Here is a 17,527-nt window from a genome sequence, read left to right as displayed (position 1 = left end):
AAAATTTACCGACTCCATCAGGTCCTTTTAAAGAGCTTTGCCAGTTCATCTTTAGTAAAGGAAATCATAGTAGGACGACCATGTGGACACGTATATGGATTACCGCAGCGCATCAGTTGACGGATAAGTTCTTCCATCTGTTTTGTACTGCATACCGCACCTGCCTTGATAGCTGCCCTGCATGCCATTGTACTACAAAGAAGATCATACCTCTCAGTGTCCTCTTTCACTCTTCCGGTGGATAGAAGGTCGGAGATGATATCGTGAATGACATCAGTATCCTCAAGCTTCCCAAAAATACTCGGAACCGTTGTAACTACATAGCTCTTCGGACCAAATTCAGAAATTGAAAAACCTATATTCTCCAGATCAGGAATGAAATCTTCAATTATGGCTTTTTCCTTCTGGCTCAGATCAAGTGTCACAGGTGTAATAAGTTCCTGCCACCCCATGTCCTGCATCCTGAGCACTTCCTCATACATAATACGCTCATGTGCAGCATGCTGGTCAATGAGTATGAGTTTGCCATCCATCTCACTGATTATGTAAAGATCACCGTACTGACCGTACACTTTCACATCAGATGGTTTGAAAGAACTGCTGAGCTCTGTTACTTCATTGGAAGTAACACTCATCTGCAACCTTTCACTTTTCTTCAACCGCTTCTGAGTGTCCTTTGCAGGATAATGATAAGGCTCCTTGTTTTCTTTGATGACAGCATCCTGTAGGGAAATATCATGTGATTCACCTGAAATGTAAGGCGCCTCCTCAACAGTATCAGACCCATCCGACTTATCCGATGTTTTAACGAGTCCCTGTTCTTCTTTCTCTTTGGATCCTGATAAAAGAACCTGGACAGGCACATCCTTTTTCTTAACCTGTATTTCAGGAACCAGTGATTCTCTTCCAAGGGCATCCTCTACGGCAGAAATAACCATAGCTTCTATTTCCTTTTCATGACTCAACCGAACTTCTCTCTTAGTGGGATGCACATTGACATCGACGTTAATCGGATTGATGGTGAATTTCAGGAATGCTGCAGGGTACCTTCCTTTGGGAAGCAGGGTGTAGTAACCAAGCCTTACTGCGTTGCTGATCAACTTTGAAGAGATGCTCCTGCTGTTTATAAAAAAGGCCTGCAGGTCATTCCCGCTTCTTGTGAGTTCCGGTTTTGAGATATATCCTGAGATAGATATGAGATCGGATTTGAATTCCAGCGGAACAAGCGAACGAGCCACATCCGCACCATACAGGTGGACAATACTGTCCTGCATTTTAGCTGATGAAGGAGACCTGAGTGTTACCTTACCATCTACCACAAGAGTGAATGAAACATCTGAATGTGCAAGTGAATTTCGGGAAACTACATCGATAATGTGTGCAAGTTCCGTCCTAGCACTTTTAAGGTACTTCTTACGGGCAGGCGTGCTGTAGAACAGGTCATTAACAAGTATACTGGTCCCCACGGCAGTGCCTGCAGAAGTTATATTTTTTATTCCACTGCTATCGACAACAACCTTCGTGCCCGCGATCTCACCCTCCTGTCGGGTGATCATTTCCACCTTCGCAACCGAGGAGATAGATGCAAGAGCTTCTCCCCTGAATCCCAGGGTCAGGACTCTGTTGAGGTCCTCGATAGTGTTTATCTTGCTGGTGGCATGCTTCTGGAAAGCTAAGGAGGCATCGTTATGACTCATTCCGACACCATTGTCCACAACAGTAATATTTTTCGTGCCGGACCCCCTTGTTTCCACTCGAACATCAGTGGCATGCGCGTCAATTGAATTGTCAAGAAGCTCCTTGACAACGGAAGCAGGTCTTTCTACAACTTCCCCTGCTGCAATTTTATTAATAGTAGATTCATCCAGCAATTTAATCCTGGAACCTGAAATATCACACGATTCTTCTGTCATTTTCTACTTCCTGTCCACAAGTATCTCTGAAATCTTTACGGGAAACTATCTGGTTGTTAGTATTTTTGTGTTTGTATTGCCAGAATTGGTAAAATCAGGCATGATATTGGCCCATATGCACACGAGTAATTGAAAATAAGTAAAATTGAGTGACAATACACTTATATCGATTCATGCTTTTAGAGGCAACATTAAATTAGAAGGTTCATGATGAATAATCCTGAAAAACTAAAAAATATTGTACCCTTACTAGCTCTTTTGACAGCTTTTCCGGCATTTTCCACAGACATGATACTGCCTGCTATTCCATCTCTTGCCCTGATGTGGAACGAGCCACTGGCAGTTGTCAATTTAATCCTCATTTGTTTTTTCGTCACTTACGGATTCTTCCTGCTTTTCTACGGCCCGATCTCAGACAGGTACGGCCGCCGAAAACCATTGATAATCGGTATTTCATTGTACATATTGGCCAGCGTGCTCTGCGCCATGGCGACCAGTGCAACCTCATTGATAGCATTTCGTATACTACAAGCTGCAGGAGCTGCGGCCAGTTCATCATTATCCATGGCCATGACCAAAGATCTCTTTTCAGGGACTCAAAGGCAAAGGATACTTGCATATATAGCCATAATCATGGCGCTGGCTCCTATGTTTGCCCCCATTGTGGGAGGATGGATACTAACATACCTTACATGGAACTGGATATTCATTGCCCAGGGATTAATGGGAGCCATAGGCCTTTTGGGTGTCCTCAGAACACCGGAAACTTTAAAAGAAGTGTCAGAAACCCCTCTGTCAAAGATCATGTCTTCTTATGGCAATCTGTTACTGAACAAAAATTATGTCATCCTGGTTCTGGTGATGTCTGTGAGCCTTTTACCATTATACAGTTTCATTGCTGGCTCTTCAGCCCTTTATATCAACGGATTTGGCCTGAGTGAACAAAATTTCAGCTACTTCTTTGCCTTTAACGCCCTGGCACTGATGGCAGGATCAATGTCATGCCTGAAACTGACAGACAGAATAAACCCCAGACACCTGATAACCACTGGTTTTGCAGGAATAACATTAGGAGCTGCACTTATTCTTATAATTGGTCAGCGCGGACCATGGAGCTTTGCAATTCCTATGGCACTGGTAACATATTCCATAGGTATCAGCAGACCTCCGAGCAACCACCTCGTACTTGAACAGGTACACAAAGATGCAGGTTCTGCATCATCTTTACTGATATTCACCTATTTCACACTTGGAGCTGTAGGCATGTGGCTGGTCTCACTGGATTGGATGGAACGCATGCAGATATTGGGAAGCATCACTTTGGTCTGTGGTGTTCTTGTGCTGATTGCCTGGATGATATTACAAAAGAAAGGTATTGGTGCAGAGCAATAGAATATAAATAAAATAGCGAATGAGCGCAAATGCACTCTTTCGCTTATTTATCCTCTTCAAGAAGTTTGCTCTTTAGTTGACTGAGCCTGTTGAGTGCCTCAAGTGGTGTTATTGAATTCAGATCCATATCCTTTAATTCTCCAATTACAGGATGAGAAGCAGTTTCACCAGATGAGGATTCCTGATCGAACAGTATCACCTGTGTATATTTGGCACTACTGCGTGGCTTCTTCCTGCTCTTGCAGTCATCCTCAGTAATAACACATTCATTCTCTATGTCTTCCAGTATCTCCCTTGCCCTGCTGGTAACATTATGAGGAACGCCAGCGATTCTTGCCACATGGATACCATAGCTCTTGTCAGTTGCACCGGGCACTATCTTCCTCAGGAACACCAGTTCGTCACCATCTTCCTTTACTGCAATGTGGAAGTTTTTCACTCTCTTCAATGTGCCTGCAAGATCTGTTAACTGGTGATAGTGTGTGGCAAAGAGAGATCTTACACCTACTCGTCCCTTGCTATGGATATACTCAACAACCGCTTTTGCGATGCTATAACCATCATAAGTGCTGGTACCTCTACCAACTTCGTCCAGCAACACCAGGCTTTTAGGTGTTGCATTATTCAGAATGTTGGCAAGCTCGACCATCTCCACCATGAAGGTACTCTGCCCGCTTGCAAGATCATCAAAAGCCCCGACCCTTGTAAACACACGGTCTACGATGCCGATAGATGCATGGGATGCGGGAACGAAAGAGCCTGCCTGTGCCATTATGACTATCATAGCTATCTGACGCATGTACGTAGACTTTCCTGCCATATTCGGCCCGGTGATAAGCATGAACTGATTAGTCTGGCAGTCCATTTCAGTATCGTTGGGAACGAACCCACCGGGAGTGGAGTTCTCCACAACCGGATGTCTTCCGTCTCTGATGAGCAGTCTGCAGTCATTGGTTATGGCCGGACGTACGTAATTGTTATTTGCAGCTACTTCTGCAAGGTTGGCAAGGACATCCATCATGCCTATCATTGATGCAGTATTCTGCAGTTCCTGTGCATGCGATGCCACCCTGGAGTTTATCTCGCAGAGAAGTTCATACTCAAGAGCTTTTGCCTTGTCGTCTGCGGAGAGTATCTCACTCTCACGCTCTTTGAGCTGGGGAGTATAGAACCTTTCAGCATTTGTCATGGTCTGCTTGCGGATGTAGTCGTCCGGAACCTGGGAAATATTGGCCTTGGTGACCTCAAGATAATAGCCGAATACTTTGTTGTATCCGACTTTCAGTGACTTTATTCCGGTTCTTTCACGTTCTTTCTGCTGGAACTGCGCAATCCAGTGTTTCCCATCCTTTGACATACTTAGAAGTTCGTCCAATTTCCCGTTGTAGCCGGATTTGATCATTCCGCCATCCCGGACGCTCACGGGTGGCTCTTCAACAATAGCTCTGTCGATCAGTTTAGCAAGGTCGTCCAGCTCCCCAAAAGAAGACAGCTGAGATACAAGGTTCACCAACAGGTCCACACCTTCACATTCACGAAGGGATTCAAGTAAAAGAGGAACTGATTCAAGTGACTTTTTCAAAGCTACAAGATCCCTTGCATTGGAATTGCCATACATTACCCTTCCTACCAGTCTTTCCATATCCCGTACCTGGGAAAGGTGGGAACGGATATCAAAACGAACGAGAGTATTTTCCTGAAGCCATGCAACCGAATCCAGACGATCATTTATAGCATCAACTGAAATAAGCGGCTTAAGAAGCCATTTCTGGAGCTGCCTTCTTCCCATAGGTGTTTTTGTATCATCAAGAACCCCGATAAGCGAAGAGTCATTGCCCTCGCCCCGCACATTCCTGACAATTTCAAGGTTCCTCAAAGTAATGGCATCTAGCACCATGAACTCGGAATCAAAATAGGTCTTGAGGTGCTGTACATGAGAAAGCTCCCGCATCTGTGTATCAACTGCATACCTGAGTGCAGCTCCTGCAGATGATATCGCAAAGGGTAACTCGCTGCAACCCATGCCTTCCAGAGTTGTTACTTTGAAGTGTTCCCTGAGCACTTTTTCAGCCCTGTCGAAGTCAAAAGCATCCTCATCAAAATCATGAACGATTATCCTCAGTTCCTTCATTCGATCGGTGAGATGTGAATCCTCAAGCAAGGACCGTGGTATGATACATTCAGAAGGACCCATGCGTGCAGCCTCGCTGGCTATCCTGTCATAGGGTGCGCTGTCTGTCAGTTGTGTTGTCAGGAATTCTCCTGTGGAGATATCCAGAAAAGCAATTCCAAAGTCCTTTTCCTCTCCGTGAAGAGCCATGAGGTAGTTATTGGATGAATCCGGGAACATGGAAGAATCCATTGCAGTGCCTGGGGTCACAACCCTCACAACACCGCGTTTCACGACTCCTTTGGCTTGTTTTGGGTCCTCAAGTTGCTCGCATATGGCTACTTTATATCCCTTTTTTATGAGCCGGGGCAGGTAATTGTCAATAGCATGGTATGGAATTCCAGCCAGCGGCATCTTTTCTCCTTCTTTGCCTTTTCCGCGGGTGGTAAGGGTTATTTCAAGCTCTCTGGCAATGGTCTTTGCATCCTCTCCGAAGGATTCGTAAAAATCCCCCATCCTGAAGAATATGAGGGCATCCTTATGCTCTTCCTTGGCAGCATAATACTGCTGCATGGCAGGGGTAATCTGTTTCATAGTAATCGATAGAATAGTTTTTCCCAAATTATCTGGGTGTTAGTATTTTTGTGTTTGCATTGGAAAACAAATCTGTATTGATTAAAAATCTTATCTGTTTTTCAAATTCAACTTTTATCACGTTCACAGAACCAAATACAGGAAATTATTGAATGAAACATATTTTTTTAAGTACTTCCAGTTCCAATTTTTATTAATGGTCGATGACACAGATGAGATTCAGAGCACTGCCGAGCAATACCTGGAAACCAAAAAGCAACTTTTTGTCCATGGAATTGGAGATTACTCTGAACTGGATAAAGACAACGCATTCAGGCTGCTTGTAGACCGCATTGAAGGCGCAATTGCAGAAGAGAACGCAGTGACCTTAAATGTACTAACAAGAGTGGAATCAAATAACGGTTAACTGCAATATTTTTCAATCATTTTCATTCTTAAGAAGGAAAAGCAGACATGACGAGCGAAACTAATACCTGATTATCTCCAGCATCATATTCCCGTCTTTCTGAAACTCATAATTCACTTTATCTTCATTGCAAGTGAATCCCCCGAACAACCGGTAACCAACCAAACCATTCGTCCAAAAAGGACCATCTTCAGAGATTTGTTCATTTGAACCCTTCCAAAAATCAATTAGCAGTATTTGGCTTTGAATAAAATATATACCTACTGTTTTGAAGCAATTTCCTGCAATATTTCATAAGCTGCCTTCAGTTCTTCACTCATATTCACGATACGTTTTCCCGAAGGAACGAAAAGTACATGTGTTCCTGTAGATTCAATAGCATAATTTTTCCCTACGCTTTGTGCAAGGGCATCGTTCATAAAAGAGTCATCCCCTTTAAGGGAAAAATGTTCACTATATGTATTTCGGGAGAAAGGAGAGCGTGACTGTAATTCAAAAACAGGAGCATCTCTCTTAAAAATGACAGCCGATGACTTGAATGTGTTACCATGGGATGTTCCTGTTCCATAACCCCGGTTGCCAATAGTGATGTTCAGATCGAAGGAAATTACCGGCAGTCCGTTGAAAGTGCCAGTAAACACGTTGTAGACCTTTTGCTTGTTACCAAGTCGGGTCTGTTCAAAACCAAAGTTGTCGACAATATCCTTTGAAGCCTGTTGGAAACCAAGTTCTCTGGCCTGTTCATTCAGGTTCGTTGCTCGCTTCTTCTCATTGAGGAGAGTAAAGATAATTGCCAGCAGGATAACTGAAACGACAAAACCTGAGAATGCGATTATAAATATCAATCTGAAATCCATTTCACCACGTACCTAAAACTGCCATTAAAAAACTATGATCTTAATAAAATCCTGAATTCTGAATTTGATTCTTCCCATTCTTTGATACTTGTATATAGCTTTGTATCGATGAAATTCGATAAATTGTAAGCCAGTCTCAGATTCTTTGAAACAATATCGGAGTCCAGATTGTCTTTGGCATGATTTCCAAATATCTCTTTAAGACCAATAGTCAATATCTCGACCAGATCGTGGCCCTGGCAGATATTCCACACATCTGCATTCAATTTTGCCAGGCCATTAATGTGTTTTTTTACCATGGCAGCATTCATATTCCTGTTACTTGGCTTGGTTTTCAACTCTTTATACAGCCTGTTGGCATTGACATTCAAATCTTTTGTATCAACGAATTTGTAGAAATTCAGGAATTTAAAATCAATGCTTAGATTATATTTTCTGGAAGCCCATCTAATATATCCAATAGCAGTGCCGCTTTCAAGCAATATTTCCCGGATAGGCCTTCCGAGCGATTGCAATTTGAACTGCGTTGCATACTCATTTAGCATTTTTTCAAGGGCTTGTGATGCCAGTATCATTGTGTCTATATCATGTGAATCGGTGGTAAGTAAATTAGTACTGTATCTTTTAGGACTAATTTGGTTCACATGCCAGTAATCTGCGTCCACGATTCCAAGAACACCTTTTTCCCCACTCTTTTCCAGTATTGATAGAGCAGATAACAATTTATCCTTATAGACAGCATAGACAATATCGCAATAGTCCCCGTCAATGATATCTGTAAATACCCTTTTGTCCGTACGTCCCTCAACAAGCAAAATAGAATTCAGAGGATCCTGACGCCTCATCCTCACCTGGTTTGCAATGCGATGTGATGTAATTTGCTCTCTCACAAAAACACCTAATTCTCAACTTTTGTCTCTAATGATACAGTCAAGTCCCACCGGTCCCCGATGATGTCAGGAGAATGTGTTGCTATCAGCACATCGAATCCGGCAAGATCTATCACTTTCATCAGGTCACTTAAAAATTCATTTTGCCATCCGATATGCAGTGATATCTCAGGTTCATCAATTAGAATCAGAGAACCAGGTTCGATCTTGAATAAAAGCTCGTAATAGAGAACTAATTCGTGTTGCTCACCGGAAGAAAGATCCCTGGGTTGGATCTCACGTTCATTTGAAGTTTTAATTACAAACCCTTTGTCCTTACTAACTGACAGGCGCTTATTCACGAATCTATTGTTAATTATGTTGACAAAAAGATCTAATTTCATTGTCAGGTCATTAAAAACATCCAGTTTTTTCCCAACGTCCTCAGTATATACAGAAAGAACGTGGGCATTTTCCTGATTTACTTCCGGGACATCAGTCAAATAATCGAATTCATAATCAGCATCCAAAACACCGATCTGAATCAGATTTTTTCTTCTTCCCTCTAATTTTGACAGATTTTGCTCAAGATCAGTGTAATCCACATCCGTTTTCTTTTTTGCCAGACGAATTGGAAAAGACCGATCTAACGATTGAGAAAGGGTTGCATATTTGGCAAGCTGTCTTTGGACCTCTTCAGACAATTCCGAAGAATAATTGCTAACTGTCTTTCTTATTGATGTTTTTGGACTTGGATATTTTTTCCTTGAGTTACCCAGTATTATAAGCCTTTGAGTCTCTATAAAATCAACATTTATTTCCTCTTTGATATCATTAAACCAACCAACACCATTCTTTTTTGCAGGCGAACGAATATCATAACGATTCAAAACTTCCCCGGAGTTCAATATTTCTCCATCTGAAAAATCCAGCCACTCGTCTGCTTCGATCTTCTTCAGGTTTGGATGATTATGTATCATTTTATCAAATGCTTTTGCATCTGGCATACAATCGAGCTGAATTTGAGTTGCCTCATTACCATTCAAATTAAGAATTAACTCATCCTGATTTTTGTCTTTATTATAGATTTTTTTCAGGAATAATAAGTTACCATCATCGAACTCAATTAAAAACTCTTCAAATGGAACCTTATAGAAAATATCGTATTCTGTGTTGAAAATAGACTTTAACATCTGCAATATGATAGTCTTGCCGACCCCATTGGGTCCATAGATAATAGTTATTCTTTCATTAGAATTCAGTTTAATCTCATGGTCATATAGATCAAACAGTTTCTTGATCTTAATTTGTGTAATATTCATCAGTATACCATAAATCAATTGAAAACTAAAATATATATCACTTTTTAACTTAGATATCAAATTCCAAATAAAATAAGCTGAAGAGGTGTCATCACCCCTTCATTTATTCATTCAAACAACAGTCACATCCATTCCTTTTGCTTCAGCAACGACCTCCGGGTTGTAGTATGAGTAAGCTCTGCTTTCAGATACTATAGCCTTCACAGGGAACAATGCTTTAACCTGCATGTTGAACCTGATCTCTTCGCCGGGCTGCATATCATCGATGTAAAGTATTACTTTGCGTCCTGCGATTTCGTATCTGGTAATCATGCCATCTTCCTTGAGGGACTCAAGACTTGATGAAACGGGTGTGAATCCGGTAGGAACCGCGATATCCACTATCATCATTCCGCTGGAACTTACTGAGCCATCGATTCCCTGGATTCCATTGTACTTCAGACGGGTGTTTACGGTCACTATATCGTTCACTGCAACATCAGTAGAATCATACTCCACGTCAAGCTCTATCTCCTTCTGCTCGATGACTTCAGGTAAGATTACATTGAAGCGCCTGACAAGTTGGTAATTCAGTTCTCCTGTGCCTTCAAGATCAAGCTCGAGTTCTGATGTTCCCTCTGGAATCTCAATTATCTGAACTACATCGAAATTCTGCTGGTTAACTTCCACAGACTTGATCTCCGTTCCATCAGCAATCACATGCACCGTAGCATCGATATCTCTGCCCGCGTTTGCCGCAGCGGTCATCAGTGCCCTGAATGCCATAACAGTATCCTGGGTACTGGAGAATCCTCCATTGGAGTTACGCTGTGCAGCTATCCACTTCAATGATGAGCTTGCTGTGGAATGCTTGCCTTCTATTAAGACAAGGGTTGCATAAGCGGTTGTCTCCACGTTCTTGCTTGATGGCGCAATAAAGTGGTAGCCTTCGTGCTCATAAGGCCTTTCCACAGCACCGTCACCGTATCCCCAGTAAGTTCCGTCATCGTCCTGTTTGGCAATTTCCAGCAGGTCGTTGAGGGCCTCATCAGCGAATGGGCTGTTAAGTTTCTGAAGAGCAAGGGTACCGATTGCAAGGGCATATGGATCGTCCTGATCTGCAAGATTGTCCTCAAGGTACTTTCTGGCATCAGCCATAACTGTGGGGCTGGCAGAGCCGTATTCATCAAGTGCCAGGGTTACATACGCTGTCAATGCGTAGGTGCCGCTGACACCTCCCATCATATCTTGATGTATCACAAAGCCCACAGGCTCCCAGGAACCGTCAGGTTGTTGGTGTGATTCGATCCAAGCGGAGGATTCTGCAAGGATGTTCTCATCAATTGTTGTCAGGTCCCTTGCACCACTGAACTGTGACAATACGAAGGCTGTCAGCCAGAGGCTGCCTTCAGGATCGCTCTCTCCGAATGCGGAAAATGATCCGTCACTGTGTCTGTATGTAAGCTCTCGCTGGTAACCTGTGACGATGTACATTTCAGCCTTTGCCTTCAGTTCAGGGTTATCCTGTCCTGTGGCTTCAAGGTAGCGCAGCACCTCAACATCAGTAGAGAAGAGCATCATGTTTTGCTCTCCACACCCGTATGGCATACCAAGCAGGTTATCCACACCGTTTATGGTCTGGGCTACTATGCTCGGAGTAAAGCTCACAAGTACCTTGCCTGAATCCGGGACAATATCTCCCGGAAGGGTCGGATCAAGTTCCACAGAATTATTCTTCAGCACTCCGTTGTCCACAATCTCCCTGGTTGCGCCTTCCGGTTCGATGATGATATCTTTGCGGACCGCATCAGCTTTTTCCGTAGTCTGTCCGGTGATCTCGATCAACTGCTTTCCAACTTCTGTCGGGCGGATAGTAAAGCTTGCATGGGCAACACTATTTGCTTCTACAGGTACTTCCTGCACATCGCCACCAACAATTTCAAACCAGTCTGCACCTGAGAGTGTAATCCTTACTTTCTGTTCCCTGTCAAGATAATTGTAGACCTGCACCTGTACAGGGAATTCTTCCCCCCGGGTTACAGCATATGGCAGGTCGGGGTCTATAAAGAAGTCCTGAAACACTGTCAGGCTTGATTCGGAAATACCGATGCCCTCCGGGCCAGATGACACTGCATGTAGTCTCCATGTTGTGATACTGTCGGGTGCTGTCAGGTCAAGACTGGCAAGCCCGCTGTCATCTGTAAGTAAATCCGGCATCCAGACCCATGTTTCAGGGAATAACTGGCGTACCCTTTCCACTTCTGCAAGCTCTCCACCTTCTGCCATGTCCTCATCGGCAGCTTCCTCTGTAGGGATAGCTTCCATCATAGGCGCCTCAACAACCTCTTCTTCCATTACCATGTCATCCATGGCTGCATCTACTTCCATGCCAAAACCTGCGAATTTGGCATTATCAAACCTTACTTCATCCAATTCAGAATGTGGCACCTCTATTCCCGGAGATGACATTACAACCATGCCGGCATTTTCCAATGTATCATAAGCACCTTCCATGTACCAGGAGGGATGGGATTCTGCCTGCGGTTCCATGAAGCGTCTTTCAAGTTCATCAAACACCTGTTTGAGGTTGAGCCTGCCCTCGCTTAGTGCATATACCGACTCGTCAACGATGGAAAAGCCAATCATGGATTTACTGCCTGCATCAAAGTCAACGGTAACATCAGTTCCCGGTTCCACTGATTCGCTGTCAAAGGAACTGGAAAGGTCTATCTGCGTGGAGAACTGCACATCAAAGGGCAGCGCATCCACGGAAACCTCACTATTGGGATTGATAGTGTACGCCACAATCTTGGCCTGAGGGCTCATCTGTGGCGTCACAGGGATACTGATGTCTTGCTCGCTGCTCGTTGCCGAATAGACTGTCCTGCCGTTGGCAAATACATCATAGAACACGGTTCCGGCATTTGTGGAGTAGACTCTGAAGGAAATCGTATCCCCCACCTCGGGAACTCCTTCACTGGTCTGGCTTATGTGAATAAAGCTTGCACTTGGTGAGTAGGCAGCGTTCAGAGACTCACTTGCACCTGCATCATCAGCATAGGCATCGATGAAAAGGTGATTAGTATTATTTGGAATATCATACTCCAGCATTGCAACACCACCTTCTGTAGCTACTGTTTCCTCGTCCCTGGTGATATCGTATGAGTCGTCCCTGATACGGGATTCCACTGTCACCTCAGCATCTACCGAATTGCCTCCCGGATCTTTTGTGACCAGAAGCACTTGCAATGGCATTCCCGGTTTTATGGAACTTGATTCAGGTATAAGCTGGATAACAAGTGGCGACTCGGATATCGTAAGCAACTTGTTGGTAGTCTCGCTGTGGTTGCCTGTATCTGTGACAGTAACATTGAGCATCAGGCTTGCCTGACCCCCGGCACCGTATGTACCTGCAGCGTATTCCACGGCTGGAAGTTCGAATTCAACTGAACCTTCCTCAAGTTTTCCGTTAAATGTCGCGTACTGCTCCCATTCCCCTACATAGCGTAAAGCTTCAACAAGTACTTCTCCTTCCACATCCTTACCGAAGAAGTAGTTTGCAGAGACAGTACCCGTAATCTTGTCAGATACAAGGAACCATTCCTGTGGTGTGCTGAGGGATACATCGAATTTTGGCAACACATATTTGTCCACCTGGATATCAACATTGGACATTGATTCTCCTGCTGTTGCGATTATTTTCCATGTGCCCAGATTAAGTTCAGAGGCAAGTGGCATGTCGAAGGAAGCTACACCGTATTCATTTGATCTTAGCTCTTCCTTGAATACCTTGATTCCTTTAGCGTCTGTTATTTCAAGGGTTATATCCTGCTCGACCGGCACAAGGTTGTTGTTCAGTGAAAGAACTCTGCCATGTACTGTCTGGCCCGGTTTGTATATGGGCTTGTCAGTCTCGATAAAAAGTGGATTGTTTTTTACCACTTCTACCGTGGCTGTAAAATTACGTTCATATCCTGCAGGTTTTGCAGTGAGTACATAGCGTCCTTCTTCAACATCCGGTACTTCAAAGGAAGCCACAACATTTCCTGAATCAGAAGTTGATGCTGCAAGAAGAGTTATCTCATTGTTATCCTCATCCGTGAGAGTATATTCCACGCAGCGAGTCACCGGTTGGTTATCCGAGAAAGCCGCCATGGTCACCGAACTCTCCCCGCCTGAGAAAAGCATTTTTGGTGCAAGTATCAAAAACTCATCACCTGATGAAGCTAACTGGTCACTACATGGACCTGCTATGCTGGAAGAAAAACCGGAACCCCCCGTATCACTTCCAATACACCCTGAAATCAAAACTGCAAACAACGATACTAAAGCTATGAATGAAACTGTATTTTTTCCTGTGAAGTTCACTTTTAACCACTCCCAATTTGTGAAATAATTAGTTCTTATAACAGATTTGGGAATAGAACTGTATATACTTTGCTTAAACTTCAAAGATGTTCGAAGTTATGAGAGGCGAAGCAATTAGATTATGAAATCAAGGATTAATGAAGAAAAAAGGTAACTATTCAGCCTGGCACGATTTGCCTATTGGTACTGATTTCATCGAAATAGAGATGTCTGCTCACTAACAATCTAACAATCAAAAAAGCAATCAATAGCAACAATCAAAATAAATGATCCTAATGAAATTTACGTTTCAACTTTTTGTCAAGATTGTTATTGATAGCGTTTTTATCAGGCTGAATAGTTACGAAAAAAGATATTGTGGGCTTTGAGATTATGTCACTCCCCAACCAACCTCTTCGTAATCTCCGCTACATGCCTGCCCTGAAACCTTGCAATTCCAAGCTCATTCTCACTAGGCTGCCTTGTATTAGCACCGCCACCAGCTATTGTTGAAGCACCGTATGGACTGCCACCTGTAATCTCCTCAAGGGTAGACTGTCTTGTTTCTGAATACGGAACACCTACTATTACCATACCATGATGCAGCAGGGTTGCGTGGAAACTCAGTATGGTCGATTCCTGCCCGCCATGCTGAGTACTGCTTGATGTGAAAACACTACCAACTTTGCCGATGAGTTCACCCTTTGACCAGATGCCTCCTGTCCTGTCAAGAAAAGCACGCATCTGTGCAGCCATCATTCCGAATCTTGTGGGTGTGCCGAATATGATTGCATCTGCTTCGGTGAGATTCTCGATGCTGGCAACAGGAATGTGCTCAAACCTCTTTTTTGATTCTGTTGCTCCCATTTTTTCAAGGATCTCAGGAGTGAAAGTTTCCTGGATCTGGTATAAGCCTACATCTGTACCTTCCACTTCCCTCGCACCTTCAACCACTGCTTCAGCCATCTTGTAGTTGTGACCGTACAAACTGTAAAAAATAACATTTATTTTCATAATCCCCACCTGTTTGAATGTCTATGATTCTAAAACTAACTCCCTGTTATATGGGGAAACTACAGGATAAATAATTTGCCAGTTGTCCGGGTGAAACATGATTTTAAATACGTGGTGTTAGATATAACTAACATAATAAGATAAACATCTAATATAATGTTAGAATTAAATATGGAGTGATTATATGGAAAAACTGGAAAAGTATACCAAGATAAGTTATACACTGGCCTTTGTACTCATCATGGCAGGAATCATACTGGTTGCAATGTTTGCAGATTATCAGCAGAGCGGTATCAGCCTGATAAATATCGGAGCTATCATCCTCTTTGTCACGTTCATCAGAGCAAAACGATATCGCAATGGACCTGTGAAAGATGAAAGAACGATCAGGATAGGAGCTTATGGACTATCGTACTCCTGGCTAATCACATTCATTTTAATAGCTCTGCTTTTCTGGGTTGAGGAATTTGGGATAGCCCAAATGACGGTCAAACAAATACTGGCAATCCTCATGTTCACAATGATCGTCACCGCAAAAGGTATCCAATGGTATCTTTTCAGGAAAGGGGATATTGAATAAATAACATTATTCAGGGATGATTTTATGAAAACAAGGATCAAGGAACTCAGAGCCAGATATGACCTGACCCAGGAGGACCTTGCTAACAAAGTTGGTGTCAGGCGCGAAACCATTGGTTTTCTGGAAAAGGGGAAATATAATCCCTCACTAAAACTTGCATATAAAGTTTCAAACGCCCTTGAAACAACAATTGATGAACTATTCATCTTTGATGAATCGGATCTTGAGTGAGCGGGAGACAATTATGGAAACAAAAACAAAAGTGTGGCTTGCAGAAGATGGGAAACCTATCATTGGTGCAGGCAAGGTTGCACTTCTCAAAGCCATAGATGAAGAAAAGTCACTTCGAAAAGCCTGTGCGAAGATGGAAATATCCTACAAACACGCCTGGAATGTGTTGAATAAGATCAATGAAAGGCTTGGAAAAGATGTGGTTACCACCGTAAGAGGAGGAAAGGATCAGGGGACCTTTCTCACAGATGAAGGCCGCAGGCTCATCAGTGAATATGAAATGAACAGGAAGTTCATTAACAACACAATGGAAGATGAAGGCTCCTGGGAGAACATAGGATTCACCATATCTGCACGCAACAAAATTCCTGGAAAGGTAACAGGCATAGAGAAAGAAGGGCTTGTCTCAAAGGTTAAGATCGAGATCGATCCATCAGCACTTACATCCATCATCACTTCCGAAGCAGTGGAGAGACTTGCCATCAAAGAAGGAGACAGGGTATTTGCAATAATCAAGTCAACTGAAGTCCTTATAGGTAAAGAGATAAAGAAGGACTAAAAATAGTTTATTTTACGAATATGCCACTCAAAACCCGTATATACTTTTGCGGTTCAGATAAGAGTAGTAAATTATAGTTATTAACCAAACTATTAATACTAATTGAGTATAACAATACTGTATGGCTAAACCCGAACAAATTCCGATAAAGCATCATCTTTCATCAGAAGAATTGCTTAAACATATGTAACTATTCAGCCTGGCACGATTTGCCTATTGGTACTGATTTCATCGAAATAGAGATGTCTGCTCACTAACAATCTAACAATCAAAAAAGCAATCAATAGCAACAATCAAAATAAATGATCCTAATGAAATTTACGTTTCAACTTTTTGTCAAGATTGTTATTGATAGCGTTTTTATCAGGCTGAATAGTTACAAACATATTAAGTCATTAGAGAAAGACACACGAGTTCTACAACGTTTATATTTTGTTAAACATCGTTATGAAGGAGCTTCTGTTAATGAAGCAGCTAAACTTGTAGGGATATCAAAACCCGTTGCATATCAATGGCAAGAGCGGTGGAATCAAGACGGATATGAAGGATTAAAGCCTAGGTTTTCAGGAGGATGTCCTTCCAAACTCACTGATGATCAAAAAGAAAAACTAAGGGACATGTTACATGAAAGAGATGATTGGTCTACAAAAGAAGTTCAGGAACTCATTTATAATGAATTTAAGGTTCAATACACCATTAAGCAAATACTAGTGATCTTGAAGAAGTTTGGCATGCATCATGCCAAACCATATGCGCATGATTATCGAAGACCACAAAATGCAGAAGATTGTTTAAAAAAAACTTACCGTTAATCGATGATGATTGCGTTATCGGATTTCTTGATGAATCATCTCCCCAAACAACATCAAATACGGTTCGTTTATGGTCTTTCAATAAACCTGCCATCTTCAAAAACACAACCAGGATAAAAGCAAACTCCTTCGGTTTTTATGCATTGAATGGTAATTCTGTTATTGATTTCAAAGAACATTCAACCAAGGAGGATGTATGTTCGTTTTTATCAGCTGTTAAAAACAATAACATGGGAGAGAGAATCGTAATTATTCTCGACAATTTTAGATCACATCGAGCAAAATATACAGTGGAATTTGCACAGGCAAATGATATTGAATTGGTCTATTTACCTCCATATTCACCCGACTTGAATCCAATCGAATTCATCTGGAAAAGTGTCAAAAGAATTATTTCTCGCAATTTTGTGAAAGATCTTGATCATATGAAAAATCTGATTGCTGAGGCGTTTATTGATTGTTCATCAAAGATTAGCTTCGCAAGAAAATGGATTGAGACATTTCTGGATGATAAGTTAAAAATGTTAAGTTAGTAACTATAA

General features: G+C 42.4%; 12 protein-coding genes and 1 pseudogene. 6 read left to right on the top strand and 7 right to left on the bottom strand.

Annotated features, from left to right (window positions below; translation table 11 throughout):
- Positions 1–17: 17 nt before the first annotated feature.
- Positions 18–1,913 carry a DNA mismatch repair endonuclease MutL gene (gene mutL, locus V7O67_RS03145; RefSeq protein WP_406670820.1) on the bottom strand — a complete coding sequence of 632 codons (1,896 nt, stop codon included), beginning with the start codon at positions 1,911–1,913 and terminating at the stop codon, positions 18–20.
- A 210-nt stretch (positions 1,914–2,123) separates the two neighbouring features.
- On the opposite strand from mutL, the gene V7O67_RS03140 reads away from it, so the two are divergent.
- The gene (locus tag V7O67_RS03140; protein WP_406670818.1) at positions 2,124–3,305 is read left to right on the top strand and encodes a multidrug effflux MFS transporter; all 1,182 of its coding nucleotides are present in this window, start codon (positions 2,124–2,126) and stop codon (positions 3,303–3,305) included.
- 43 nt (positions 3,306–3,348) lie between these two features.
- On the opposite strand, the gene mutS is transcribed toward V7O67_RS03140, so the two are convergent.
- A complete protein-coding gene (gene mutS, locus V7O67_RS03135; RefSeq protein ID WP_406670816.1) occupies positions 3,349–6,009 on the bottom strand; it encodes a DNA mismatch repair protein MutS in 2,661 nt (886 codons plus the stop codon).
- Positions 6,010–6,205: 196 nt separating this feature from the next.
- On the opposite strand from mutS, the gene V7O67_RS03130 reads away from it, so the two are divergent.
- Positions 6,206–6,415 (top strand): hypothetical protein, encoded by a 210-nt coding sequence (locus V7O67_RS03130; protein ID WP_342306264.1) that lies wholly within the window; start codon positions 6,206–6,208, stop codon positions 6,413–6,415.
- A gap of 260 nt (positions 6,416–6,675) precedes the next feature.
- On the opposite strand, the gene V7O67_RS03125 is transcribed toward V7O67_RS03130, so the two are convergent.
- From V7O67_RS03125 to wrbA, 5 genes are all read right to left on the bottom strand, one after another.
- Complete coding sequence (locus tag V7O67_RS03125) at positions 6,676–7,272, bottom strand: hypothetical protein (protein WP_342306265.1); 597 nt, start codon at positions 7,270–7,272, stop codon at positions 6,676–6,678.
- Positions 7,273–7,304: 32 nt separating this feature from the next.
- Positions 7,305–8,162, bottom strand: a complete 858-nt coding sequence (locus V7O67_RS03120) for a DUF4435 domain-containing protein (protein WP_342306266.1) — start codon at positions 8,160–8,162, stop codon at positions 7,305–7,307.
- An 8-nt stretch (positions 8,163–8,170) separates the two neighbouring features.
- The gene (locus tag V7O67_RS03115; RefSeq protein WP_342306267.1) at positions 8,171–9,463 is read right to left on the bottom strand and encodes an AAA family ATPase; all 1,293 of its coding nucleotides are present in this window, start codon (positions 9,461–9,463) and stop codon (positions 8,171–8,173) included.
- Between the two features lie 111 nt (positions 9,464–9,574).
- Positions 9,575–13,810: an alpha-2-macroglobulin family protein gene (locus V7O67_RS03110; RefSeq protein WP_406670813.1), complete on the bottom strand. Its 4,236-nt coding sequence runs from the start codon at positions 13,808–13,810 to the stop codon at positions 9,575–9,577.
- 375 nt (positions 13,811–14,185) lie between these two features.
- Positions 14,186–14,803 carry an NAD(P)H:quinone oxidoreductase gene (wrbA, locus tag V7O67_RS03105; protein WP_342306269.1) on the bottom strand — a complete coding sequence of 206 codons (618 nt, stop codon included), beginning with the start codon at positions 14,801–14,803 and terminating at the stop codon, positions 14,186–14,188.
- 184 nt (positions 14,804–14,987) lie between these two features.
- Here wrbA and V7O67_RS03100 point away from each other — a divergent pair, with 184 nt between their 5' ends.
- From V7O67_RS03100 to V7O67_RS03085, 4 genes and pseudogenes are all read left to right on the top strand, one after another.
- Positions 14,988–15,383 (top strand): hypothetical protein, encoded by a 396-nt coding sequence (locus tag V7O67_RS03100; RefSeq protein ID WP_342306271.1) that lies wholly within the window; start codon positions 14,988–14,990, stop codon positions 15,381–15,383.
- A 24-nt stretch (positions 15,384–15,407) separates the two neighbouring features.
- On the top strand, positions 15,408–15,614 hold the full coding sequence (locus tag V7O67_RS03095; RefSeq protein ID WP_342306272.1) for a helix-turn-helix transcriptional regulator: 207 nt from the start codon (positions 15,408–15,410) through the stop codon (positions 15,612–15,614).
- A gap of 13 nt (positions 15,615–15,627) precedes the next feature.
- Positions 15,628–16,173, top strand: coding sequence for a molybdenum-dependent transcriptional regulator (locus tag V7O67_RS03090; RefSeq protein WP_342306274.1), 546 nt, complete (start codon positions 15,628–15,630; stop codon positions 16,171–16,173).
- A gap of 311 nt (positions 16,174–16,484) precedes the next feature.
- A pseudogene (locus tag V7O67_RS03085) lies at positions 16,485–17,518 on the top strand (IS630 family transposase).
- Positions 17,519–17,527 lie beyond the last annotated feature (9 nt).

This window comes from Methanolobus sp. ZRKC4, assembly GCF_045291305.1.
In the GTDB taxonomy this organism is placed as follows: domain Archaea; phylum Halobacteriota; class Methanosarcinia; order Methanosarcinales; family Methanosarcinaceae; genus Methanolobus.
This window is presented reverse-complemented; position numbering and strand designations above follow the sequence as displayed.

Coding starts and splice junctions, on each gene's coding strand:
- V7O67_RS03140 (WP_406670818.1), top strand. CDS start 2,124: ATGAATAATCCTGAAAAACTAAAAAATATTGTACCCTTACTAGCTCTT.
- V7O67_RS03115 (WP_342306267.1), bottom strand. CDS start 9,463: ATGAATATTACACAAATTAAGATCAAGAAACTGTTTGATCTATATGAC.
- mutS (WP_406670816.1), bottom strand. CDS start 6,009: ATGAAACAGATTACCCCTGCCATGCAGCAGTATTATGCTGCCAAGGAA.
- V7O67_RS03125 (WP_342306265.1), bottom strand. CDS start 7,272: ATGGATTTCAGATTGATATTTATAATCGCATTCTCAGGTTTTGTCGTT.
- mutL (WP_406670820.1), bottom strand. CDS start 1,913: ATGACAGAAGAATCGTGTGATATTTCAGGTTCCAGGATTAAATTGCTG.
- V7O67_RS03130 (WP_342306264.1), top strand. CDS start 6,206: ATGGTCGATGACACAGATGAGATTCAGAGCACTGCCGAGCAATACCTG.
- wrbA (WP_342306269.1), bottom strand. CDS start 14,803: ATGAAAATAAATGTTATTTTTTACAGTTTGTACGGTCACAACTACAAG.
- V7O67_RS03095 (WP_342306272.1), top strand. CDS start 15,408: ATGAAAACAAGGATCAAGGAACTCAGAGCCAGATATGACCTGACCCAG.
- V7O67_RS03090 (WP_342306274.1), top strand. CDS start 15,628: ATGGAAACAAAAACAAAAGTGTGGCTTGCAGAAGATGGGAAACCTATC.
- V7O67_RS03100 (WP_342306271.1), top strand. CDS start 14,988: ATGGAAAAACTGGAAAAGTATACCAAGATAAGTTATACACTGGCCTTT.